The 22794-nt window shown below is 70.3% G+C and carries 24 protein-coding genes and 2 pseudogenes; 15 read left to right on the plus strand and 11 right to left on the minus strand.

The features are described 5' to 3' along the window. Positions 1-46: 46 nt before the first annotated feature. Together AS97_RS38520 and AS97_RS38525 are read right to left on the minus strand one after the other, a co-directional pair. Positions 47-469 carry a RidA family protein gene (locus tag AS97_RS38520; protein WP_125757839.1) on the minus strand — a complete coding sequence of 141 codons (423 nt, stop codon included), beginning with the start codon at positions 467-469 and terminating at the stop codon, positions 47-49. A 48-nt stretch (positions 470-517) separates the two neighbouring features. Then, positions 518-1192: an HD domain-containing protein gene (locus AS97_RS38525; protein WP_086705556.1), complete on the minus strand. Its 675-nt coding sequence runs from the start codon at positions 1190-1192 to the stop codon at positions 518-520. Between the two features lie 71 nt (positions 1193-1263). Between AS97_RS38525 and AS97_RS38530 the strand changes: the two genes are divergently transcribed. Next, on the plus strand, positions 1264-2253 hold the full coding sequence (locus AS97_RS38530) for a helix-turn-helix domain-containing protein (protein WP_125757841.1): 990 nt from the start codon (positions 1264-1266) through the stop codon (positions 2251-2253). A gap of 10 nt (positions 2254-2263) precedes the next feature. On the opposite strand, the gene AS97_RS38535 is transcribed toward AS97_RS38530, so the two are convergent. Continuing rightward, complete coding sequence (locus tag AS97_RS38535; RefSeq protein ID WP_236669455.1) at positions 2264-2446, minus strand: Lrp/AsnC ligand binding domain-containing protein; 183 nt, start codon at positions 2444-2446, stop codon at positions 2264-2266. Here AS97_RS38535 and AS97_RS47920 point away from each other — a divergent pair. After that, positions 2400-2627 (plus strand): annotated as a pseudogene (locus tag AS97_RS47920) (Glu/Leu/Phe/Val dehydrogenase dimerization domain-containing protein); the annotation flags it as partial. The gene AS97_RS38535 and the pseudogene AS97_RS47920 sit on opposite strands and share 47 nt — an antisense overlap. A gap of 76 nt (positions 2628-2703) precedes the next feature. Then, positions 2704-3480, plus strand: a complete 777-nt coding sequence (locus AS97_RS38540) for a Glu/Leu/Phe/Val dehydrogenase (RefSeq protein WP_247204622.1) — start codon at positions 2704-2706, stop codon at positions 3478-3480. 344 nt (positions 3481-3824) lie between these two features. Here the strand turns inward: AS97_RS38540 and AS97_RS38545 are convergent, their stop codons facing one another. After that, a complete protein-coding gene (locus AS97_RS38545; protein ID WP_210566526.1) occupies positions 3825-4244 on the minus strand; it encodes a hypothetical protein in 420 nt (139 codons plus the stop codon). 296 nt (positions 4245-4540) lie between these two features. Here AS97_RS38545 and AS97_RS38550 point away from each other — a divergent pair, with 296 nt between their 5' ends. Further along, positions 4541-6508, plus strand: coding sequence for a SpoIIE family protein phosphatase (locus tag AS97_RS38550; protein ID WP_210566527.1), 1968 nt, complete (start codon positions 4541-4543; stop codon positions 6506-6508). Between the two features lie 320 nt (positions 6509-6828). Here AS97_RS38550 and AS97_RS38555 read toward each other — a convergent pair whose 3' ends face one another. Further along, positions 6829-7662 carry a hypothetical protein gene (locus AS97_RS38555; RefSeq protein ID WP_059145879.1) on the minus strand — a complete coding sequence of 278 codons (834 nt, stop codon included), beginning with the start codon at positions 7660-7662 and terminating at the stop codon, positions 6829-6831. Positions 7663-7706: 44 nt separating this feature from the next. Between AS97_RS38555 and AS97_RS38560 the strand changes: the two genes are divergently transcribed. Then, positions 7707-8192 carry a hypothetical protein gene (locus AS97_RS38560; protein ID WP_210566528.1) on the plus strand — a complete coding sequence of 162 codons (486 nt, stop codon included), beginning with the start codon at positions 7707-7709 and terminating at the stop codon, positions 8190-8192. 25 nt (positions 8193-8217) lie between these two features. Here the strand turns inward: AS97_RS38560 and AS97_RS48735 are convergent. Both AS97_RS48735 and AS97_RS38565 read right to left on the minus strand, forming a co-directional pair. Then, positions 8218-8319, minus strand: a pseudogene (locus tag AS97_RS48735) (cobalamin-binding protein); the annotation flags it as partial. Positions 8320-8629: 310 nt separating this feature from the next. Next, on the minus strand, positions 8630-9322 hold the full coding sequence (locus tag AS97_RS38565) for a hypothetical protein (protein WP_210566529.1): 693 nt from the start codon (positions 9320-9322) through the stop codon (positions 8630-8632). A gap of 335 nt (positions 9323-9657) precedes the next feature. On the opposite strand from AS97_RS38565, the gene AS97_RS38570 reads away from it, so the two are divergent. Beyond that, positions 9658-10278: a flavin reductase family protein gene (locus AS97_RS38570; RefSeq protein WP_059145876.1), complete on the plus strand. Its 621-nt coding sequence runs from the start codon at positions 9658-9660 to the stop codon at positions 10276-10278. Between the two features lie 28 nt (positions 10279-10306). Continuing rightward, positions 10307-10954 carry an HAD family hydrolase gene (locus AS97_RS38575; protein ID WP_125757849.1) on the plus strand — a complete coding sequence of 216 codons (648 nt, stop codon included), beginning with the start codon at positions 10307-10309 and terminating at the stop codon, positions 10952-10954. Between the two features lie 274 nt (positions 10955-11228). On the opposite strand, the gene AS97_RS38580 is transcribed toward AS97_RS38575, so the two are convergent. Next, positions 11229-12101: an undecaprenyl-diphosphate phosphatase gene (locus tag AS97_RS38580; RefSeq protein ID WP_059145874.1), complete on the minus strand. Its 873-nt coding sequence runs from the start codon at positions 12099-12101 to the stop codon at positions 11229-11231. 304 nt (positions 12102-12405) lie between these two features. Between AS97_RS38580 and AS97_RS38585 the strand changes: the two genes are divergently transcribed. Further along, on the plus strand, positions 12406-13920 hold the full coding sequence (locus tag AS97_RS38585) for an MFS transporter (protein ID WP_125757851.1): 1515 nt from the start codon (positions 12406-12408) through the stop codon (positions 13918-13920). 30 nt (positions 13921-13950) lie between these two features. Here AS97_RS38585 and AS97_RS38590 read toward each other — a convergent pair whose 3' ends face one another. Beyond that, positions 13951-14709, minus strand: coding sequence for a TVP38/TMEM64 family protein (locus AS97_RS38590; RefSeq protein ID WP_059145872.1), 759 nt, complete (start codon positions 14707-14709; stop codon positions 13951-13953). 287 nt (positions 14710-14996) lie between these two features. Between AS97_RS38590 and AS97_RS38595 the strand changes: the two genes are divergently transcribed. From AS97_RS38595 to AS97_RS38605, 3 genes are all read left to right on the plus strand, one after another. Next, positions 14997-15149 carry a hypothetical protein gene (locus AS97_RS38595; RefSeq protein WP_165449209.1) on the plus strand — a complete coding sequence of 51 codons (153 nt, stop codon included), beginning with the start codon at positions 14997-14999 and terminating at the stop codon, positions 15147-15149. A gap of 97 nt (positions 15150-15246) precedes the next feature. Beyond that, positions 15247-16428, plus strand: coding sequence for an elongation factor Tu (tuf, locus tag AS97_RS38600; RefSeq protein WP_086705547.1), 1182 nt, complete (start codon positions 15247-15249; stop codon positions 16426-16428). 108 nt (positions 16429-16536) lie between these two features. Further along, positions 16537-17382, plus strand: coding sequence for a fused MFS/spermidine synthase (locus AS97_RS38605; RefSeq protein WP_059145870.1), 846 nt, complete (start codon positions 16537-16539; stop codon positions 17380-17382). Here the strand turns inward: AS97_RS38605 and AS97_RS38610 are convergent. Together AS97_RS38610 and AS97_RS38615 are read right to left on the minus strand one after the other, a co-directional pair. After that, on the minus strand, positions 17369-18658 hold the full coding sequence (locus AS97_RS38610; protein ID WP_210566530.1) for an MFS transporter: 1290 nt from the start codon (positions 18656-18658) through the stop codon (positions 17369-17371). The genes AS97_RS38605 and AS97_RS38610 overlap by 14 nt on opposite strands. A gap of 75 nt (positions 18659-18733) precedes the next feature. Next, on the minus strand, positions 18734-19888 hold the full coding sequence (locus tag AS97_RS38615) for a hypothetical protein (RefSeq protein ID WP_059145868.1): 1155 nt from the start codon (positions 19886-19888) through the stop codon (positions 18734-18736). A gap of 94 nt (positions 19889-19982) precedes the next feature. Between AS97_RS38615 and AS97_RS38620 the strand changes: the two genes are divergently transcribed. The 4 genes from AS97_RS38620 to AS97_RS38635 all read left to right on the plus strand — a co-directional run bounded on the left by AS97_RS38620 (position 19983) and on the right by AS97_RS38635 (position 22600). After that, positions 19983-20435, plus strand: coding sequence for a DUF4442 domain-containing protein (locus tag AS97_RS38620; protein ID WP_210566531.1), 453 nt, complete (start codon positions 19983-19985; stop codon positions 20433-20435). A 150-nt stretch (positions 20436-20585) separates the two neighbouring features. Beyond that, on the plus strand, positions 20586-21257 hold the full coding sequence (locus AS97_RS38625) for a DedA family protein (protein ID WP_059145866.1): 672 nt from the start codon (positions 20586-20588) through the stop codon (positions 21255-21257). Positions 21258-21368: 111 nt separating this feature from the next. Continuing rightward, complete coding sequence (locus AS97_RS38630) at positions 21369-21884, plus strand: gamma carbonic anhydrase family protein (RefSeq protein ID WP_059145895.1); 516 nt, start codon at positions 21369-21371, stop codon at positions 21882-21884. A 23-nt stretch (positions 21885-21907) separates the two neighbouring features. After that, positions 21908-22600 (plus strand): GAF and ANTAR domain-containing protein, encoded by a 693-nt coding sequence (locus AS97_RS38635; protein ID WP_059145894.1) that lies wholly within the window; start codon positions 21908-21910, stop codon positions 22598-22600. Positions 22601-22794 lie beyond the last annotated feature (194 nt).

Consider the following 22794-nt stretch of genomic DNA (forward strand, 5'->3'; position numbering starts at 1 on the left):
GTCGCCGACGGGCTCGTGGGCCCGGGGGCGGGCCCACGAGCGGCGGCTACCGGGATGCGTCGGGGTACGCGGCGGTCGCGCGGATTTCGACGAGGAGTCCCGGGCTGGCGAGGCCGCTGACCCCGATGATCGTCCAGGTCGGGTAAGGCGGTGCGACGAGGCGCTGCTTGGCCTCGATGAAGCCGGGCAGATGCCGGCGGATGTCGACGTGGTAGCTGGTGACGTCGACGAGGGCGGACAGGTCGAGGTTCTCCAGCCGGAGGATCTCCTCGATCTTCCGGATGGCGATCTCGGTCTGCTCCTCGATGGTGTCCGGGATGGTTCCGTCGGCTCGGCGGCCGATCGTTCCTGCGATGAACAGGAGGCCGTGCGCGCGGACCGCGGCGGAATATCCGAAGCCCGCGAAGGCGCTGGTGGTTTGCCCGAAGACGGCGTTGTCCTCGGGGACCTCGACGGTGTGGATGGTCATGGTGGTGCTTCCTTTTCCTTGTTGACGAAAGGCGTGGAGTCCGCGGAGTCAGTTGCCCCAGCGGGACGAACGGCAGGCGTGCTCCAGCCGGGTCCGGCCGAAGGTCTCGCGTTCGCGGAGGAATTCGCCGGGGATCGAGTACCGGGGTGCGTTCGTCGGGTTCTTCGCGGCCTGCGCGACGATCGCGTCGGTGAGTGAGCGGATCATGTCCAGCCGTGGATAGGCGGCGTGCATGGCGTCGGCCTGCTCATCGGTGACGGCGTCGACGTGGCCGGCACCCAGTGAGCCGCCGAAGTCGAGCGCGACGCCTTCGCGGACGAGCACGCACAGCGTGCCGTGGCGTTCCGCGATACCCGGTGAGGTGTGCAGGGCGATGGCCTGCCAGACCTGGTCGGCGTCGGCCGCGGGCACTCCGCGTTCGATGAGGAACGCGGCGGCCCGGTCGGCGCCTTCGACCTCGAACCGCTGGCTGTGCGGGCCGTCCGGCGCCACGCCGAGGTCGTGCATCGCGCACGCGGCGAACAACAGGTCGTCGTGGTAGTCGTGGCCGACGGACAGGCCGAGGCGGCCGGCCACCAGCCGGGCGAACAGATAGCTGCGGAGGCTGTGGTTGAACACGGACGGCGTTTCCATCGGTCGGATGAAGTTCACGACGGCGTCGGCAAGCGGTGTGCCGGGCAGCGTGATCAGGTCGGCGGTCGCCTCGTGGGGGGATCCGGTCATGTCCTCAGCCTGGCCGCGACCGCTCTGACCTGGCGAGAGGCAAAATTTCCTCACTTCGATAGAATCTTGCCATGACAGTGCATCGAGTCGCGGTCCTGGCGCTGGACGGGGTCACCCCGCTCGACCTGGCGATCCCGACGCAGATCTTCACCACCCGGCCGGAAACCCCTTATGAGATGACCCTGTGCGCGCTGGACGCGAAGGTGGTCACCAGCGCGGGATTCGCCCTGGTCGCCGACGGGGACCTGGAGCAGGTTCGCGCCGCAGACACCGTGGTCGTGCCGGGATTCGAACCGATCCTCCAGCTGCCGGACGCCGTGCTCGACACGCTGGCCGGGGCCCGCGACCGAGGCACGCGCGTGGTGTCGATCTGCACGGGCGCCTTCGCACTGGCCGCGGCGGGAGTGTTGGACGGGCTGCACGCCACGACCCACTGGAAGCACATCGACGAGTTCGAGCGGGGCTTCCCGGCCGTCGAGGTCGACCGCGACGTGCTCTACGTCGACGAGGGCGACGTGCTCACGTCGGCCGGGGTGTGCTGCGGCATCGACCTGTGCCTGCACCTGGTGCGCCGCGACCTGGGGGCGGTGGTGGCCAACGAGATCGCCCGCGGTCTGGTGGCCGCCCCCCACCGGGACGGTGGGCAGGCCCAGTACGTGCCGGCGCCCGTCGTGGTGGCCGGTGAGGCGTCGCTGTCCGGTACCCGGGGGTGGGCCCTGCACCGGCTCGGCGAGCCGCTCACGCTGCGCGTGCTCGCCCGGCACGCGGGTCTCTCGCAGCGCACCTTCATGCGCCGGTTCACCGAGGAGACGGGTACGACCCCATTGCAGTGGTTGCTCAACGCCCGCATCGGCAGGGCGCGGGAACTGCTGGAAACCACGGACCATCCGATGGATCGGGTGGCGCGGGACTGCGGACTGGGCACGGCGGCCAACCTGCGGCTGCACTTCCGGCGGGCACTGGGCACCACCCCCACCGCCTACCGCCGCACCTTCGGGCGCTCTGTCACGTGCGATGTGTTGGGGCGTAGTCGGGCGCCGGAACAGGGGCCTGTCCGGTGACCGCGTGGCGTCACAGGTGCTCTGTCTCCGGGGGGAGTGGGTCGAGCACTGGATTGGTGAGGTGCTGGTAGATGATCGAGGTGCGGAAGCTGACGATCTCCCGGCGATTGGTGAACTGGTCCAGGAGGAAAGCGTGCAGGTGGTCGATGTCCTGGGCGGTGACGTGGACGAGGAAGTCGTCGCTGCCGGCCATCGTGCATGAAGACGTGATCATTCGACGCGGACGCCGTTCTGGGCTGCCGCTGATCGTGGCAGTCCACTCCCGCGCACTGGGCCCGGCGGTCGGCGGCTGCCGACTGCGCCGCTACGCCACCTGGCAGCATGGCCTGGCCGACGCGCTGCGCCTGTCGGAGGCGATGACCTACAAGGCCGCGGTGGCCGGTCCGGACTTCGGCGGCGGCAAGAGCGTGATCGCCCCCGACAACGACACCGCACGCACTCACCCCACAGGTGCGCGAGGCCGCACTGGAGGATCTGGGCGAGCTGATCGCCTCCTTCCAGGGTTCGTACCGCACCGGCCCCGACGTCGGCACCGGCCCCGAGGACATGGTGGTCCTGCGGCGCTTCTCGCCGTACGCGTACTGCGCGCCCCAGGAGCACGGCGGTACCGGCAATTCCGGAGGCCCGACCGCCGCCGGTGTCCTGGCGGGCCTGCGCGCCGGTGCGCGGCAGGTGTTCGGCGACGCCTCCTGCACCGGACGGACCGTGGTGATCAGCGGCTTCGGGTCGGTGGGCAGCGGTCTCGCCGCCGGCCTGGCCGCTGAGGGCGCGCATGTCGTCGTGTCGGACCTGGACGCCTCCCGTAAGGAGATGGCCCTGGTGAGCGGGTACGGATGGGTCGAGCCCGGTCAGGCTCTGTCCGCACCGGCCGACATACGGGTCCCGGCCGCCGTCGGCGGTGTACTCGACGACGTGACCGTCCCGCAGATCACCGCGCGCCTGGTCGTCGGCCCGGCGAACAACCAACTCACCGAGGAGCGCGTGGCGGATGTCCTCGCGGAGCGGGGCATCGTCTGGGTGCCCGACTATGTCGCCAGTGCCGGCGGTATCGCCTACGCCCTGAGCCGGGAGTCGGAGGGCTACAGCCGCGAGGCCGCGCGGAAGCGGGTGGAGGACATCGGCGACACCGTGACCCGCATCCTCGACCTGGCGCTCGCGACCGGCACCACTCCGCTGCGGGCGGCCCAGCAGATCGCCGAACGCCGACTGGCGTCCCCGGCCTCGTAGGCCCAGGCCGTCTGCAACCGCTGTCGGCACTCAGAAGGTGCTTCGGACCCGTTGCTCGCGGCGCCGCGGTCGCGGTGCGCGGGGTGTCACACCGGGCCGGAAGGCCCGCAGGTGGCCGGGGTGGCCACTGACCATGGATGAAGTCGGGGGTTGTTGGTGAAGCGCTTGGGGTGGGCCGTGTCCGCGGTGACGTCGGTGCTGGTATCCGGTTGCGGAAGTTCGGACGCTTCGGACGCTTCGGACGCGAAGTCGTCCAAGCCAAGCCAGGAGACCGCTCCGAGCGCGAGCGCGGAGCAAGCCCGGCACTACCGGCCGGCCACGCCGGAGTTCCTGCGGCAGGGTCACTACCAGCACGACAACGACGCGGCCACCTCGCTGGCCGGCGCGGCGGCAACCGCCTCCAACAAGGGCCAGCCATCGACCTCCACCACCTGCCGTCCCCCTGGCTGCCAACCGCGAGCCGACGCCGCGTCGAGCAGGGCCCGGACGGCGCCCGGTTCGTGCACGTTCAGGGAGCCGCCCCGGACGTACCCCACGTCCCCGGAGCCCAGGGGGAACCCGCCCGGGACGTACCGGCCCGGGCCCTCGGCGAAGACGATGCGCAGCGGGGCGCCGGTGCCGGCCGGCTGCGGGTACAGCGTGAGGGTCTGACGGCAGGAAGTGGATCGGCCGCTGTCCAGCACGTGATGACTGTGGCGTAGCGTCCACAGGTACGCGCGCCCGTCGGCGACCAGGCGGCGTGGCTTCTTCGGATGGCGGGGCACAGAGACGAGGGTACGAGGCTGCCGGGCCGTCACGAAGATCCCGGAGACGGTGTGGTGCCCGAAGTGCGGAATGCACCTCGGCGACCGGGGCACCCAGGAACTCGTCCGCGTTCAAGCGTGCCTGGGCATCGCCGACAGCCATGGAAAAGCTTTTACGTCGCGCATTCGCCTACGGATTATCGTAGGCGGCCGCTCACCCCCTGCGCCCTTGTTCGGGCGACATGAAGCCCTGTGGAATCGGAGTAAAGTGAATAAGGCGTAAGAGGAATCGCTCGCCGACTGCCAGGGAGCGGCAGATGGACGCCTCGGACGAACTTCTTCGGAGCGCTGCCCCCTCGGCTCTTCTGACCCTGGACGGTGTCATCCGCAGCCTCAACGCCATGATGGCCAGGACCCTGGGCAGGCCGGCCGAGCAGCTCGTGGGGGAATCCATTGGTGATCTGTTGCCCGCAAGCCAGCGGATATCAGCCGAGAGTCTCGTGGTCCACGCCGCCACGACGAGGACGGTGGCGATGCGGGTTCTGGAATTCTCCGGGCCAGGCCACGCCCCCGTTGTCTGCTTGATCGAGGCGCGGGCAGTGCAGGATCCCTCAGGCGCTGGGCGGCTCGTGTGGCTGCACGCGTTGCACGCTGGGAACGACCGGACCGGTCTGCTGGTTCCGTTCCGATTGGCGGCCAAGGCCGCCCATCTCGGTCTGTGCATGTATTCCCCCCATGAGCGCGAGTTGGAGTGGATGGGCGGCGCGCCCGCCCTGGCGATGCTGTTCCCGGAGGCATCGGTGCCCTTGTCCGAGGTGATACGGCGAACCCACCCTGATGACCGGGTGGCCTTGAGGCGGCTCGCGCGGACGACCGCCGCCCAGTCCCCGTGGATCGGTTTCCGGTACCTCACTGAGCACGATGGCCGGCACCATCTGGCCTGCCAGACCCGTAAGGTCCGGCTGGGATACGACGGCCCTGAGCGGACTTTCGCGGTGGTCCGGGACGACACCCAGCAGGAAGCGCGCCGACGGAGAGCCTTGGTCGCGCTGAATGCCGAGCGCCAGCGCGCCGACGAGGTCGCCGACTTCTCGTCCGCCCTGATCGCCGCCGCCACGGAGCAAGAACTGCAGCAGGTCGTCCTGACACGGCTCGCGGCGACCTTCGGCGCGGCCGGCGCCGCGCTGGCGCTCATCGACGAAGGCCGCCTGCACTTCTCTTCCGATGCGGGCATTCCGCTGCCGGTGGCCAAAGCCGTGCAAGAGTCGCTGGACGTCCCGAACCCCCTGGGCCTTGCCCTCCGAACCGGCGAGCCGCAGTTCATTCCCAGCCGGGCGGAATACATCCGCCGCTGGCCGCAGGGGGCCGAATCGCCGTGGATCGACCAGCTCGGGTCGCACTGTGCTGTCTCGGTCAGCCCCCTCAGCCCGCTCGGCCATCAGCCGCTGGGGGCCTGGTGGGTGACCTACGACAGCGAGCACCACTCGTCCCCGCACGAGCGTGCCCTCATGGGTACTCTGAGTGACCTCGCGGGTCAGGCCCTGCGGCGCATCAGATTGCAGAAGGCGCGAGTCGAGCTGGCCACGGCCCTCCAGCAGGCCATGCTCCCCACGCTGCCCGAGCACCTCCCGGGGCTGGAGGTCGCCGCCCGCTACCGGCCGAGTCAGGACGGGCTCGACATCGGCGGGGACTGGTACGACGCCTTCGTCATGCCCGACGGCGCGACCGCCCTGGAGATCGGTGACGTCCAGGGGCACGATGTGGACGCGGCCGCCTTCATGGGGCAAGTGCGCTCGTCCGTGCGCGCGATCGCCGCCCACGAACCCGATCCGGGAACCGTTCTGACGCGCACCAATGAGCTGCTCGTCACGATGGGCGCCGCACGCTTCGCCAGCTGCACCGTGCTGCATCTCGATGCCCCCGACGGGCAGGTCACCGGCACCAGCGCCGGCCACGTGCCGCTGCTGTGCGCGCATAATGACGGCAGCCACGAAGTCCACGAGCTGCCGGGCGGGCCGGTCCTGGGCATCGTGTCCGACACCGATTACCCCGAGGCGACCTTCACCCTCGACAAGGACAGCGCGCTGGTCATGGTCACCGACGGCGTGGTGGAAGGGCCGGGCTTGACGTTGGACGCCGGACTGGAGCTGGCCGGAACACTGGCAGGCGAAGCCCTCCACGCGGGACTGAACGCGGAGGCGATCGCCGACCGAATCGTCGACGCGGCGGTCCCGGTGGGCCATGCCGACGATGTGGCCGTTCTGGTCATCCGACGCACAGTATGACGCCGGCGAGCGGCCGCTGACAGCGGCCGGCCGGGAGGCAGTGAGGATCCGGGAAGGGTGCGGAATGAAAGCGATCGTGGTGACGGACCGGGCAGATGGATGCGGGACGGACGGCTGTGGACGAAGATCGGCAACGTCTCGCCCCTCGACGACGCCGTCCGCCGCTTTCAACCCGGCCCGGCGCAGCAGTGGGAAGGCGATCATCCGCGTTCGTCCGTGGAGTTCCGTTGCCCGCTCGGCGGCGGAACGGCCCGGGTCGTCGAACCGGGCCGTCTTGTTGTTCAGGTCCCTGAGATCCCTTGCTGTCTCCTCAGGTCCCCTCAGAACCCCTCAGGGACGGATCCGTCCTGGTCGATGACGTTGTCGCCGGGGCCGCCGTCGATGTCGTCCTGGTCGGGACCGCCGAAGAGGTAGTCGTTGCCCGGCCCGCCCTTGATGGTGTCGTGGCCCTCTTCGCCGTAGATCGAGTCATCGTTGCCGGCGCCGTCGAGGGAGTCGTCGCCGGGGCCGCCGTAGATCTCATTGGCCACGTCATCGCCGATGACGATGTCGTCGCCGTCCCCGGCCCACGCCGCGTACGAGTCGGTGATGGTGTCGTTGCCGGCGTTGCCGTTCGCGTTCGTGGTGTGGCTGATGGTGTCGTCGCCGTCGCCGCCCACCGCGACGGAAGCGCCGTTGATGGTGTCGTCCCCGGCCCCGCCGTAGACGTTCACATCGCCGCCGGAGATCTTGACGGTGTCATTGCCGTCGCCGAGTTCGACGTTGCCCTGGTCGCCCGGGTGATCCGGGTCGCCGACGGGCACGGTGCAGGTCACATACGTCAGGTCGGTGGCGGTGGGGTGGGTGCAGCCGGTGCCGGCGGTGATCTTGACAACGTCGTCGACGCCGAAGGTCAGCGTGGTGTCGGTCTTGCTGACCCGCTTGATGGTGAGCTTGTTGGTCTGGCCGTCGGCCGCCGTGTAGGCCATCACTCCGTCGGCGGCGGTCACGGTGGCCGGCGACGCGGCCGACGACACCGGTGACGACGAGGCGGGCGAGGTGGCGGCCTGGGCGTTCCAGGCGAAGAGTCCGGTGCTGGCCGCGACGGCCAGTAAGGCGGCGACGCCGACCGGGCGAACGCGGCGGGAACGCGGGCCAAGGCCAAGGGTGGACACGAAAAACCTCCGTGGGGAGTGGATCTGATTTCCGATCACCCGTTTTGACGTGGAAAATCCGCGCGGGGTTGTGCCACTCCCATACCCTCTCCACCCGTCTTTTCGAATTCCCCTTTCGTGTTCAGCCGTACGTCACCGGGAATTTTCCTTTTATTGTCGAACTCGACGCACTGCTCACTCTGGGGACGCCGGTGAAGACCGTGGCGCCGGCGGGGCCGGGCCTTCCGGACCGGAAATCGACGCGCCGCATTTTGCTGGTGCCGCAGCACCCGCAGACGGGGGAGAGATGGCTCGCCTCCACTACGGTCAAGACCGTGTCGATCGCGAGCGGGTGGCAGGCGCCGTGTGTGGAGGGCCGCGGTGCCGACCGGCAGGGTCCAGGGCTGCTGCTCGCGGCGAAGGGCGGCCACAACGACGAGAGCCGCGAGCAGCTCACCGACGGTGACCAGGCAGTCCAGTACGTCCTCCAGTGTGCGTGGCTCCAGGCTGAGCACGCGGGTGTCGGTTCTGGTCGAGGTCGGCTCCGGTGACCAGGGGAACGGACGCCACGGTCCGAGGCGGCCAGTCGCATGCGTGTGTCCGACCGACCAGGTGTTCGGCGAGCCCGAGTTCGGCGACGATGTCGGTCGCGGCGGGCAGCAGGGAGCCGATGCGCATGCCGCGACCTCAGGGCCTGCCCGGGGGAGGCTCCGGCTCCCGCACCGTCGTCAGGCACCCCAGGCAAGGCGATCGAGTCGCCCGCCCCCACGGCATTCCCCCGGGTGGCCGCGGCGAAGGCCGAGCCGTCGACGCGCCGGATGGTCCCGCTCATGACCGCGGCTCCGCGTCCGGGAGAACAGACAGCGGACCGGCAGCGGACACTTCAGGGGTGCGGTACCGGCCGCGCCCTGCTCGGCCATCTCAATGCCTGTTGCACCCTCTGTACCGACGGTGCGCAACGGATCCGATCGATGCCACGCGGCACTGTCTACGCCGCAGGTCCCGGGTGGTTGACGCGTTGTGGGTCTTGATGTGAAAGGGGACCGCCGAGTCGCTCGGTGAGGGCATCGATGTGCTCCGGCTGAGCCAGGACGGACATCGCCGCTTCTTGTCTGCGATGGAGTGCGGCGACGTCTTGACGCAACGCGCGAACGCGCGCGCGCATCCGCAACCGCGTCTGCCATGGGTGCCACAGTGCCCGGAGCAGGTGTTGGGCCGTCGCCTGCCGATATCGCTCACACTGCGTCATGAGTTCTTCGAGCGACTCACCCAGGACACCGCCCAGGCGAAGATCGATCACTCTGATGACCTCGCATTGCAAGGCACGTACCTCGCTGCCTCCGGCAAAGTCCACGACCCTGCGGGGTATGCCGGCCGAGAGCGCAGCCACCACAAGATCTGAGATCGCTTCCCGTTGGGTGTGCTCGGCGTCACGGCCGTCCTCCAGGACCGCCGTGACGCCAAAACGCGCCGTGGCAAGCAGTCGTGCCCCGATTCCGTGCCGCGACGGACTCTCCCTCCGGCTCGGCACGATGTCGCACATGCTGTCGCGCACCGCTTCGACGCGGAGGAGCTGTTGCATGACCGCTGCTCGCAGCTGCCGGCGTTCCTGGTTCCTGGAGAGGTAGTTGGTCACCGCGGCGCCGACAACACCGCCGGCCGTGGTATATGCCAAGTCCATCCATCCAGGCATGGAAACCGCCTCACTGCGCCGGGAGCAAGCACATCACTTCGCACCGAAACGGTCCGAGCGTAAGCGGGCTGCTGAGCCCGGGGGAAGGCCGGGATCACGTGAAGCGCACAGCGTGGACCCACCATGAGTGCATTCGTCAGTGGGCGACGGAGGCGCGATCGAGCGACCCCGTCCAGCGCCACGGCCACGACGACCTGTGCCCACGAGCGGTGCGCGGCGGGCTTCGGACCCGAGCACTGGTTATGGCAGCGAACGACCAGGGGCTGGATGATGCCGCGATCCGTCGTTGGGATGTGCTGTCGCCTGCGCGGATACTGGGTCGCATGCGTATTGACTTCGAGCCCGAGGCCATGGGCCCAACCCCCTTCTACAAGCTGCTGACCTCGGTGATCGTGCCTCGGCCGATCGCCTGGGTGTCGACGGTGGGCCGGGATGGCTCCGCGAACCTCGCCCCGCACTCGTTCTTCACCGTCGCGGCCGTGGCTCCGCCCATCGTGCAGTTCACCTCCGTGGGGCGTAAGGATTCGCTGCGGAACGTCGAGGACACCGGGGAGTTCGTGGTGAACCTCGCGCCGGAGGGGCTTTTCGAGCAGGTCAATGCGACCGCGACGGACTTTCCGCACGGGGTGAGCGAGTTCGAGGCGGTCGGGGTGGCGCAGGAGGCGAGCGCGCGGGTGAAGCCGCCTCGGGTGGCGGGGTCGCCGGTGGCGTTGGAGTGCGTGGTGCACAGCACGATGGGGCTCGGCAATTCGACGGTGGTCTTCGGGCGGGTGGTGCATGCCGCGATCGACGACGCGGTGATGGTCGACGGGCATGCGGAGATCACCAGGCTGCGGCCGCTGTCCCGGCTGGGGAAGAACGAGTGGGGCACGGTCGGTGACGTACTGGACCTGGCCCGCATCCGTTACGCGGACTGGGAGGGCCAGGGGCCCGAGAAGGTGTGAGCGCCAGGGGCCGGAGGAAGGAGCCGCGGTGATCGAGAGCGTCGTATTCGACATCGGCTCGACCCTCGTCCGAGAGGACCGCTACTGGGGTTCCTGGGCCGACTGGCTCGGGGTGCCGCGGCACACCCTGTCCGCGCTGGTGGGCGCCGTCGTCGCGCAGGGGCGGGACGACAAGGACGCGATCCGTCTGGTGCGGCCGGGCGTGGACATCGACGCGGAGTGGCGGGCCCGGGAGGCGGCGGGGCGAGGGGAGCGGCTGGACGAGTCCGACGTCTACCCCGATGTGCGGGCCGCGCTCGGCGGGCTGCGGGAGTCGGGGCTGCGGGTGGTGCTGGCCGGGAATCAGACGCTGCGGGCCGGTGAGCTGCTGCGGGAGCTGGGGCTGCCGGTCGACGCCGTGGCGACGTCCAGTGAGTGGGGGGTCGCCAAGCCCGATCCGGAGTTCTTCCGGCGGGTGCTGGAGCTCGGCGGCGCCGCGCCGGGGGACACGCTGTACGTGGGGGACTATCCGGCCTTCGACATCCGGCCGGCGAAGGCCGCCGGGCTGCGGGCCGCGCATATCCGCCGGGGGCCGTGGGCGTATCTGTGGGCCGATACCGCCGACGCGGCGATGGCGGACTGGCGGATCGACTCGTTGAGTCGGCTGGTGGAGATCGTCACCGAACCGTCGGTGTGATCCCCCCGTGGCCCGCCGGCTCAGGGCAGGGGCGTGCGCTGGGTGAGGAATTCACACCCGGTGTGATGCGAGTGCTTGCATATATCTACCGCACACCCTTCCCGGGTGCCCCGCAGGGCGATTGACTCGTCCCATGCCGCTCAGGGGCGCCAGACCTGAGCGAAGGGGCCGCCGGACTCCTCCCTCCTCGGCCGGCGGCCCATCTCCTTGTCTGTACGGATCGCTGTCTGTACGGATCCCTGTCTGTACGGATCGCCGTCTGTACGGGGAAGCGTCAGCCCGCCGACTCGGCCGCGTGGGCGCTCAGCACACCGAAGCCCACCAGCGCGAAGAGCGCGATGCCCAGCAGAATCCGGTAGATCACGAACGGCATGAAGCTCTTACTGGAAATAAACTTCATAAACCATGCAATGACGACATAGCCGACAAAGAAGGCGATAACGGTCGCGAAGATGGTCGGGCCCCACGCCGTATGCCCCTCGGACGCGTCCTTCAGCTCGAAGGCGCCCGAGGCGAGCACCGCCGGCACCGCGAGAAGGAAGGAGTAGCGGGCCGCCGCCTCGCGGGTGTAGCCCATGAGCAGTCCGCCGCTGATGGTCGCGCCGGACCGGGAGACGCCCGGCACCAGCGCCATCGCCTGGCAGACGCCGAATATGAGGCCGTCCCGGATGCTCAGCTCCTTCAGCGTCTTGCGCTGATTGGCGACGCGATGCCGGCCGCCCGACTCATCGCGCGCCGCGCGCCGGTCCGCGAAGCCCAGGACGACGCCCATGACCACGAGGGTCGTGGCGATGAGCCGCAGATCGCGGAACGGACCCTCGATCGCGTCCTGCAGGGTGAGCCCGAGCACACCGATGGGCAGTGAGCCGACGATCACCAGCCAGCCCATCTGGGCGTCGTGGTTGCCGCGCCACTCCTTGCTGAAGAGCGAGCGGAACCAGGCCGACACGATGTTGACGATGTCCTTGCGGAAGTAGATGAGCACCGCGAGCTCCGTGCCGATCTGGGTGATCGCGGTGAACGCGGGCCCAGGGTCGTTCCAGCCGGCGAACGCGGCCGTGAGCCGCAGATGGGCGCTGGAGGAGATCGGAAGAAACTCAGTCAACCCCTGGACCAGCCCGAGGATGAATGATTCAAACCACGACATTGAGTCTTCGCTATCCAGAGGTTGATCGTGCGCTGATCGGTTTCTGGCCGGAGATGGCCAGGCGTGACCGATTCAGGCGGGGTGGCCGGTGGGAAGCCGGCGGTCGAGGATCAACTGCCGGGTGTGGGCAGCGTAGCGTCCCCGGGTGCGCGGCCCATCAAGGGCCTGGTCGGACCATCGCTTCATCGCTTTGACCATGGGTACTCGGCGCTCGGCCGCCCGGTCGCGGGCGCCCTGGTGAGGATCAGCCGTGGACAGCTGTGATCAGCCGTGGACAGCCTGGACAGCCGAGGAGCCGAACCGTATGACCGCGATCGGGCACGACGGAGGACAGGGAGGCCGAGGGGACGGGCCCGGCGGGACGATCACCACCAAGGTCCCGGCACGGCTGGACCGGCTGCCCTGGTCGCGCTTGCACTGGGTGATCGTGATCGGCCTCGGCACCGTATGGATCCTGGACGGTCTCGAAGTGACCGTCGTCGGCAGTATCGCCAGCCGCCTCTCCGAGCCCGGCAGCGGGCTGCCCATCGCCGACACGCAGGTCACCGGGGTCGCGGCGGCCCTCTATGTGGCCGGGGCCTGCATCGGGGCGCTGGTCTTCGGCTGGCTCACCGACCGCTACGGCCGCAAGAAGCTCTTCCTCATCACGCTCGGGGTCTATCTGGCCGCCACCGCGCTCACCGCCATCGCCTTCTCCGCCTGGTGGTTCTTCCTCTTCCGCTTCCTCACCGGCTTCGGCATCGGCGGGGAGTACGCGGCCATCAACTCCGCGATCGACGAGCTGATCCCCAGCAGGTACCGGGGCCGCGTCGATCTGGTCATCAACGGGAGCTTCTGGCTCGGCGCGATGGGCGGCTCGCTGCTCTCCGTGCTGATGCTCAACACGAATTTCTTCGCGCTCAACGTCGGCTGGAGGCTCACCTTCGCCCTCGGCGTCGTCCTCGGTCTGGTCATCCTGCTGGTGCGCCGGAACGTCCCGGAGAGCCCGCGCTGGATGTTCATCCACGGCCGGGCGGAGGGCGCCGGGGAACTGGTCGCGGCGGCCGAACGGCGGATCGAGGACGAGACCGGGCGGCGCCTCCCCGAACCGGACCAGGCCATCACCATCAAGACGCGGAAGAGCACCGGCTTCATCGAGATCGCCCGGACGCTCTTCCGGGCCTATCCTCGGCGCGCGGTCCTGGGGCTGGCCCTCTTCATCGGGCAGGCGTTCCTCTACAACGCCATCACCTTCGGCTTCGGCTCGATCCTGGTGCAGTTCTTCGATGTGCCCACCGGCGACACCGGCTACTACTTCGCGGTCATCGCCTTCGGCAACTTCCTCGGGCCGGCCCTGCTGTGCAGGCTTTTCGACACGGTCGGCCGCCGCGTGATGATCTCGGGGACCTACCTCCTCTCCGGTGTGCTGCTGTTCATCACCGCCTGGATGTTCGGCAACGGCTGGCTCAGCGCGGCCACGATGACCGCCTGCTGGTGCGTGGTCCTCTTCTTCGCCTCGGCCGGTGCGAGCTCCGCCTATCTGACGGTCAGCGAGGTCTTCCCGATGGAGACGCGAGCCCTGGCCATCGCCTTCTTCTACGCCATCGGCACGGCGGCCGGAGGCATCACCGGTCCGCTGATCTTCTCGGATCTGACCCGGAGCGGAGTCGTCGCCGACACCGCGCTGGCCTTCTCCATCGGGGCGGCGCTCATGGTCGCCGCCGGGCTCGTCGCCGCTTTCCTCGCCATCCCGGCGGAACAGCGCTCGCTCGAGGACATCGCCGAGCCGCTGTCCGCCCGCGCGGCGGCCGCCTCAGCCCATGGACCGCCCGGCGGCTGACGGACCCCAGCGGGCGCAGCGGGGTGGCCGTCAGGCCGACGGTGGCGTCTCGCCCGCGGCCGCGTCCTCGCCGAGGCGCTTCCCGGGGCCCGCGGGCCGCAGCCGGCCGCGCTTGCGCCAGGCCACCAGCGCCCCCGCGACGGCGGGCACCGTGATGAAGGCCAGCGCGAGGAGGAAGACGGGCGAGGTGGGGGTCGTGGCGCGGCTGCCCGCGACCACGTACGCGGCGGTGTTCGGCACACTGCCCAGCCCCGTGGCCAGCAGGAACGACGGCCAGCCCATCCGCGAGACGGCCGCGCAGTAGTTGGCGGCGGCGAACGGTACGCCGGGGAACAGCCGGATCGCCAGCATGGACCGGAACCCGTGGTGGCTCAGCTGCCGGTCCGCCGCCGTGAGCCAGCGCCCCCGCAGCAGCGGACGCAGCGCGTCCTGCCCCAGCAGCCGGCCGAGACCGAAGGCGATCCCGGCGCCGATCACCGTGCCGCCGACGGCGGTGACCAGCCCGGTCTGGATGCCGAAGAGCGCACCGGCCGCCAGGTTCAGCAGCGGCCGGGGCACCAGGGCGGCGGTGCCCACCCCGTACGCGGCCGTGAACAGCACCACGGCCGTCGCGCCCGACAGCTCCGGCCAGCCGTGGGTCAGCAGCCGCTGCGGCTGCCACAGCCAGACCGTGATCGCGGAACCCGTGAGCAGCGCGGCGAGCAGCCCCAGCCGCGACCACGGCGAGAGGAGCACGGCGCGGGCGCGGCGGGTGGCCGGTTTCGCGGGCGGTGCGGCGACATCGAGCATCGGTGGAGCGTAACCGACCAAGCCGGGCGGGCGCCGCGATGTCATCGCGTTGTCGTCCGATTGTCGGCAGACCGTCGACAGAGGGTCGGCGGACCGTCTCAAACCAGTCGGCGGACGGTCCGAAACCAGTCGCCGGGCTCGGTCCGAGCGTCGGAAACGAGCAGGCCGGGCGGCTGGCCAACCACCTCTGTGCCACCGGGCGTTCGCTCCCGGACCACCGGTCCCACCCGCCCCGTACGCACCGAAAACCATTCGACGCGGACCGTACAGTGCGCGAAGATCACAGCATGTTCCGGCTCGCCTTCCTCACGCCGACGTCCGCGGTCGCGGACGCGCCGAAGGCTGCCGTCCCCTCTCTCGCTCCGGCCGCGGTCGCCGCCCTCACGACGGATCCGCCCGCCGCCGTTCCCGCCGTCTGCCTCCACGGCGCCCGAAGCTGACCCTCCTCGGACAACTCCGACGGATCCCCCAGGGGGAGGGTCGGCGAGGTTCTGGGGTCCGCGCTTCCCACCCCCGCTGACGAGGAGAGACCGTCGCATGTCCAAGCAGACCTATGTGCGCACCAAGCCGCATCTGAACATCGGCACCATGGGCCATGTCGACCACGGCAAGACCACGCTGACCGCCGCCATCACCAAGGTGCTGAGCGAGCGCGGCACCGGCGGGGCCTACGTACCGGCGGACCGTATCGACCGGGCGCCGGAGGAGGCCGCGCGCGGCATCACCATCAACATCGCGCATGTCGAGTACGAGACCGAGACCCGCCACTACGCGCATGTCGACATGCCCGGCCACGCCGACTTCATCAAGAACATGGTGACCGGCGCCGCCCAGATCGACGGGGCGATCCTCGTCGTCTCCGCGCTCGACGGGGTGATGCCGCAGACCGCCGAGCATGTGCTGCTGGCCCGTCAGGTCGGCGTCGACCACATCGTGGTGGCCCTCAACAAGGCCGACGCGGGCGACCCCGAGCTCACCGACCTCGTCGAGCTCGAAGTGCGCGAGCTGCTCTCCGCGCACGGTTATCCCGGCGACACCACGCCCGTCGTACGGGTCTCCGGGCTGCGGGCGCTGGACGGCGACCCGCGGTGGACCGGGGCGATCGAGGCGCTGCTGGACGCCGTGGACATCTATGTGCCGACGCCCGTGCGCCTCACCCAGGCCCCGTTCCTGCTGCCGGTGGAGAACGTGCTGACCATCACCGGACGCGGCACGGTCGTCACCGGCGCCATCGAGCGCGGCACGGTGCGGGTCGGCGACCGTGTCGAGGTGCCCGGCAGCGAGGTGGCCACGGTGGTCACCGGTGTGGAGACCTTCGGCAAGTCCATGGCGGCGGCAGAGGCGGGCGACAATGTCGCGCTGCTGCTGCGCGGGGTGGCGCGGGACGCGGTGCGCCGTGGCGATGTGGTGGCCGCGCCCGGCAGCCTCGTGCCGAGGCGGCGCTTCACGGCGCGGGTGTACGTCCTGTCGGCGGCCGAGGGCGGGCGGCGGACCCCGGTGTCCACCGGCTACCGCCCGCAGTTCTACCTCCGCACGGCCGATGTGGTCGGCGCCGTGGACCTCGGGCCCGTCGCGGTGGCGCGCCCCGGTGACACCGTCACCATGACGGTCGAGCTCGGCCGCGCCGTACCGCTGGAGCCGGGCCTCGGCTTCGCGATCCGCGAGGGCGGCCGCACGGTGGGCGCGGGCACGGTGACCACCGTGCTCGACCAGCCATAACGACGAAGCGGCACCGCTCGCCCGCCTCCCCGGCCGGAGGCGGGCGGGCGAGGCCGCGAAGCCCCCTGGCGGCCCCAGGCGCGAGCCCCGTGACGGCACAATGAGACGGTGAACGAGCCGATACCCGTAAGCCGCGCCGTGGACGGCGGCACCGCCAAGCTGATGCCGGACCTGGACCGCCCGCACGCCTGGCTGCTCACAGTGGACGGCGCCCCGCAGTCGTATGTCGACCTGGACGATCCGGTCCATCTCGAATTCGAGTACGCGCGGCGGATCGCCCATGTCCTGGACGCGGCGGCCGATCCCGGCGCCCCGCTCGACGTTCTGCACCTGGGCGGCGGGGCGCTGATGCTGCCCCGCTATCTGGCCGCCACCCGCCCCGGCTCGCGCCAGGTGGTGATCGAGGCCGACCGGGGGCTGCTGGAGCTGGTCGCCGAGCATCTTCCGCCGCCGCCCGGGGCGGGCATCACGGTGCGGCCGCAGGACGCCCGGACGGCGCTGGAGTCCGCGCCCGAGGGGTCCGCCGACGTCATCGTGGCCGATGTCTTCGGCGGTTCGCGGGTGCCCGCGCATCTGACCTCCGTCGAATACGCCCGCGCCGCGGCCCGGGCGCTGCGGCCGGGCGGGTGGTACGTCGCGAATCTGGCCGACGGGGCGCCGTTCACCTTCCTCCGCTCCCAACTGGCCACCTACCGCACGTCGTTCGCGCATCTCGCCCTGATCGCGGAGCCGTCCGTGCTGCGCGGCCGCCGGTTCGGCAACGCCGTGCTGGTGGCCTCCCAGTCCGAACCCCCGGTCGCCGTGCTGGCCCGCCGCACCGCGGCCGACGCCTTCCCGGCCAGGGTCGAGCACGGGGCGGCGCTGGAGCGTTTCATCGGCGGCGCGGCGCCGGTACGGGACGAGGACGCCACGCCGTCGCCCGAGCCGCCGGACGGGGCGTTCAGCGTGGGCTGACCGGCTCCGTGGCGGCGGGTCCGCCCTCGACGACGGGCGTGGTCGCGCGCCGGCGCAGTCGCCGTACGTCCGGGACCGTCAGCACCGCCAGCGTCAGCACCAGGATCAGCGCCGAGCAGCCCCACAGCGAGGCCGACCGGCCGAATGCCTCCTCGGCCGGGCCCGCGAGCGCCGTGGCGACCGGCACCATGGCGATGGAGCCGAACCAGTCGTACGCCGAGACCCGCGACAGCTTGTCCTCGGGGATCTCCTGGTGCAGCGCGGTCATCCAGGACACCCCGAACACCTCGACCGAGACCCCGACCAGGAACATCACCACCACCAGTGCCGGAATCGCCACCGGGACGGCCAGCGCCGCCGCCGGCAGGGCGAGCGGCAGGATGCTCAAGGAGCCCGCGAGCAGCAGCCGGCGCGGCCGCCAGCGCATCATCAGCAGACCGCCCAGGACGGTGCCCGCGCCGAACGCCGCGAGCGCGAACCCCCAGGGGCGCGCGCCGCCCAGATGGTCCTCGGCGACCAGCGGACCGAACACCGACTCGGCCGCTCCCACCACCGCGTTGACGATGGCGAACTGCACGATGATGGACCACAGCCAGGGCCGGCCGATGACTTCGTGCCAGCCTTCGCGCAGATCCCGCAGCATGCCGCCCCCGGGTTTCCGCCGGGCCACCGCGCTGACGTCGAGCAGGGCACGCAGCGCACCGGCGATCGCGAACGCGGCGGCGTCGACGGCCAGCATCCAGCCGGGGCCGACCACCGCGATCAGCGCGCCGCCGACCGCCGCCCCGCCGATCTGCGCACCGTTCATGCCCATCCGGAACAGCGCGAAGGCGCGGGCCGCCTGTTCGCCGGTGACGCTGGAGAGCAGCATGCCCTCGGCGGCGGGGGAGAAGAACGCCTGCCCGGTGCCGCCGAGCGCGGAGAGCACGGCCATCTGCCACAGCCGCGCCTCGCCGGACAGGACGAGCACGGCGAAGACCGCCTGTGAGGCGCAGTTGAGGCTGTTGGCGGCGACCATCACCCGGTGGCGGGGCAGCCGGTCCGCCAGCGCGCCGCCGATCAGCAGGAAGGCGACCAGCGGAAGCGTGCGGGCCGCCGCCACCAGCCCGACGTCGCCGCCGTCCCCGCCGGCCTCCAGCACCGCGAACGCCGCCGCGATGAGGGCTCCGGCGTTCCCGAGGCCCGTCACCACGGCGGCGGCGGTCAGCAGTGTGTAGTTGCGGCCGGCCCACGCGGGGCGGCGCGGTCGGAGGCTCGGGGCCGGAGGAGTCGTCACATCGGGACTATCCCTGGGGGCGGGCCTCGGCGTCCAACCGTATTCCGGCCGCCGTCATCGGCGGTCAGGCGGTGGTCAGGAGACCTCCGACTTCACCGGCCGCAGCGAACTCATGATCTTCTTGATCGTGGCGTCCGGGACCTCTTCCTTGGTGCCCTTGACGGAGTACAGGACCCAGGTCGCGAAGTCACCGTTGGTGTCCGTGTAGGTCACCGTGACCGACTTGCCGTCGGTGGAGCACTTGTCGGTCTTCTTCACCCCGGTGACGGTGGCCGACGCGGTGTAGCCCTTGAGGCCGTGGGCGCTGGTGAACTTCTTGGCGTCGGTGACCTTGCGGGTCCCGGTCTGGTCCTGGTCGAAGGCGGCGAAGACCCAGTTCTCGGCCTCGACCTTGGCGGCCGACGCCTCGTTCTTGGCGCCCTGCGCCCCCTTGGAGCCCGCTCCGGCGGCGTGGCTCTTGTTGACGTAGCCGTCCTTGTCCTTGACCGAGCAGTAGTCCTTCTTGTACCTGGCCGGAGCGGACATGACAACGAGCGGCTTGCCCTTGTCGTCCTCGAAACCGGTGCTCAGCCCCGGCGATTCGACCGTCCACTCCGGGGGGACGTCGAAGGCGTTGTGCCGCTTGGGGCTGACGACCGGCTTCCAGCCGGGTATGACCGCCTTGACGTCGGTGGCGTCACCGCCGGCGCGCGGGTTGTCCGCACCGCCGCCGCCCGGGTCCTCGGTCGGCTTGTCGGAGGTCGGAGCGGACGAGGAGACGGCGGGCGTCTTGTCCTTTCCCTTGGACTCGTCACCGCCGTCGCTGTCGTCCTTGCCCAGGACCAGCGCACCGGTGATGGCGGCGCCCGCGACGACCGCGATCGCCGCGACGATGGCGATGGTCGTCGTGCGCTTCTTGTTGTCGCGCGGCGGCTGCGGTGCGCCGGGCGGGCCGGACGGAGCGCCCCACTGCTGGCCGGTCGGCTGCGGCGGGCCCTGCGGCGGGCCGTAGCCGGGCTGCTGCGGCTGGCCGTAACCCGGCTGCTGGCCATACCCCGGCTGCTCCGGCTGGCCGGGCTGCCCCGGCTGCTGCTGGGGAGGCTGCTGATAGGGATTCGGCTGCTGGTATCCCGGCTGCTGATACGGGTTGGACTGGTCGTATCCCGGCTGCTGGTACCCCGGCTGCTGATAGGGGTTCTGACCTTGCGGGTTGTTCTGCTCGCCCCCGGGCGGCTGCTGTCCTGGCCACATGGCGAGTAACGATAGAGGGGGCCGACGAAGGCTGCTACGTCTACCCCGGCAACCGCCCTTCCGTCGTTTGCTACTGAGTGGTAACTTCCGTGGCATGTCAGAAACTCAGCCTTCCGTCGGTGAGATGCTCGCCGCCACGGTTCCCATGGTGCGCACCCTGAACCTGGAGTTCATCGAGGCGTCGACCGAGCGCGCGGTGCTGCGCCTGCCCGACCAGCCCGACTTCCACAACCACGTCGGCGGGCCCCACGCGGGCGCGATGTTCACCCTGGCCGAGTCCGCGAGTGGCGCGATCGTGCTGGCGGCGTTCGGCGATCAGCTCGACCGCGCCGTACCGCTGGCCGTGCGTGCCGAGATCGGCTACAAGAAGCTCGCCAAGGGCCCCGTCACCGCGACCGCCACCCTCGGCCGGACCGCCGCCGAGGTGGTCGCCGAGCTGGACGCGGGAAAGCGCCCCGAATTCCCGGTGAACATCGCGATCACCCGGGAGGACGGCGCGGTCACCGGCGAGATGTCCATCGTATGGACCCTACGTCCCCAGTCCTGAGCGGTCATCCCTTCGCCGGAGTCGACGCGAGCGGGAGCACGACCTGGGGATGATGGCGACCGCGTGCCGATTGAGTAGTCTTCCCGGGGTGTGCCGCGCTCCCGTCCGGCGCACGCCGGGAAGCGATCGCCACACGGGGAGGAACCGGCGTTGCATATCGAGGAATGGCTCGAGACCGTACCCGCGATCAGCGTGTATCTGCTGGTGGGTCTCGTCATCGGCCTGGAGAGCCTGGGAATCCCGCTTCCCGGTGAGATCGTCCTCGTCAGCGCGACGCTGCTGGCGGCCTCGCAGGACCACATCAACCCCTACGTCCTCGGCGCCAGCGCCATCGCGGGCGCGGTGATCGGCGACTCCATCGGCTATCTCATCGGCCGCAAGGGGGGACAGCCACTCCTCACCTGGCTGGGCCGCAAATTCCCCAAGCATTTCAGCGCCGAACATGTGGCGACCGCCGAGCGCTCCTTCCAGAAGTGGGGCATGTGGGCGGTCTTCGTCGGCCGTTTCATCGCGCTGCTGCGCATCTTCGCGGGCCCGCTCGCGGGTGTGCTGCAGATGCCGTACTGGAAGTTCCTCATCGCCAATGTGCTCGGCGGCATCATCTGGGCCGGTGGCACCACCGCGGTCATCTACTCCCTGGGCAAGGTCGCCGAGGACTGGCTCAAGCGCTTCTCCTGGCTCGGGCTCGTACTGGCCCTGCTCTTCGGTCTCGGCTCGATGCTCGTCATGAAGTGGCGCTCCAAGAAGGCCCGGCCCGCCGCCGCGGTCACGACGGCCGATTCCGAGACGGCCGAGCCGGAGCCGGTCCGGGCCGGCGACTGAGGCGGCCGCCGGTCGAAGCGGTGGACCGGCCAGGGCGGGGAAATGAACCGGTCAGGGCGGGGCAATGAAGGGAACGACCAGGTGGGAGAGACGGTGTACGACGCCTTGATCATGGGAATCGGCGGTAAGGAGCCACAGATCGCCCCCGAGGCGTTCGTGGCCCCCACCTCGGTGGTGATCGGCGAGGTCGTGCTCGCCGCGGGATCGAGCGTCTGGTACCAGGCGGTGCTACGGGGTGACGGCGGCCCCATCGTCCTCGGCGCGGACAGCAACATCCAGGACAATTGCACTGTGCACGTCGACCCCGGATTCCCGGTCTCGATCGGTGAGCGGGTCTCCGTCGGGCACAACGCGGTCGTGCACGGCTGCACGGTCGAGGACGATGTGCTGATCGGCATGGGGGCCACGGTCCTCAATGGCGCCCGGGTCGGTGCCGGATCGCTGGTCGCCGCCCAGGCCCTGGTGCCGCAGGGCATGGAGATACCGCCCGGCTCACTGGTGGCCGGGGTGCCGGCGAGGGTGAGGCGCCCCCTCACCGACGAGGAACGGGAAGGCATCAAGCTCAACGCCCAGGTGTACGTGGACCGGGCCAAGCAGTACCGGGAAGCGTTCAGAAGCGCCGAGTAGCTCGATGTGATCGGATGGTGGTCATGGACTGGGAAGCTTTCGCCGAGCGCATGGCCACCATGGCGCGGGACCTGCTGGCGCAGGTATCCGTGGAGGCCACTCTCGAGCGGATCTCCGAGTGCGCGGTGGACATCGTGGACGGCTGCGACGCGGCCGGCATTCTGATACTCCACGGCAAGCGGGTGGAATCCCTCGCGCCCACCGACAGCCTGGTGGTCCGCTCCGACCGGCTGCAGGAGCGGCTCAGCGAGGGGCCCTGCTTCGACGCCGCCCGGCGGCTGAGCGGCGAGCGGGTGTTCCGGATCAGGGACTTCACCCAGCCCGAGGAGCGCTGGCCGGCGTTCGTCAGCCAGGCCCGCGACCTCGGCATCGGCAGCATGATGGGATTCCTGCTCTACACCGAGCAGGAGGACCTCGGCGCCCTGAACCTCTACTCGGCGCGCCCAGCCGCCTTCACCAAGGGCAGCGAGACGGCCGGCTGGCTGCTCGCCTCGCACGGCGCGGTCGCCTTCTCCAGCGCCCGCACCGCCGATCAGCTCCAGCAGGCGATCGAGACCCGGCACACCATCGGGGAGGCCATGGGCATCCTCATGGAACGTCTGAAGATCACCGAGGATGACGCCTTCGCGCTGATGCGGCGGGTGTCCCAGGAGCGGAACGTCAAGCTGCGCGACCTCGCCCGGCAGATCTGCGAGAGCGGCGGTATCGACGGCTGACGGGCGGTATCGACGGCTGAGGGCGGTATGACGCCTGACGGGCGGTATTGACGGCTGACGCATCGGCCGGGGCCGACGCGTCAGCCGAACGGCTCTTCCGGCCCGTGGTCTGGACCGGAAGGGCCTGGCCACCGATTTCCCCCGGGGGTACGCCGACGGCTTGGCGGGGCGGGTACCCCAGGCCGCCGGGTACG

The organism is Streptomyces sp. AgN23, from assembly GCF_001598115.1.
GTDB classification, from domain to species: Bacteria; Actinomycetota; Actinomycetes; order Streptomycetales; family Streptomycetaceae; genus Streptomyces; species Streptomyces antimycoticus.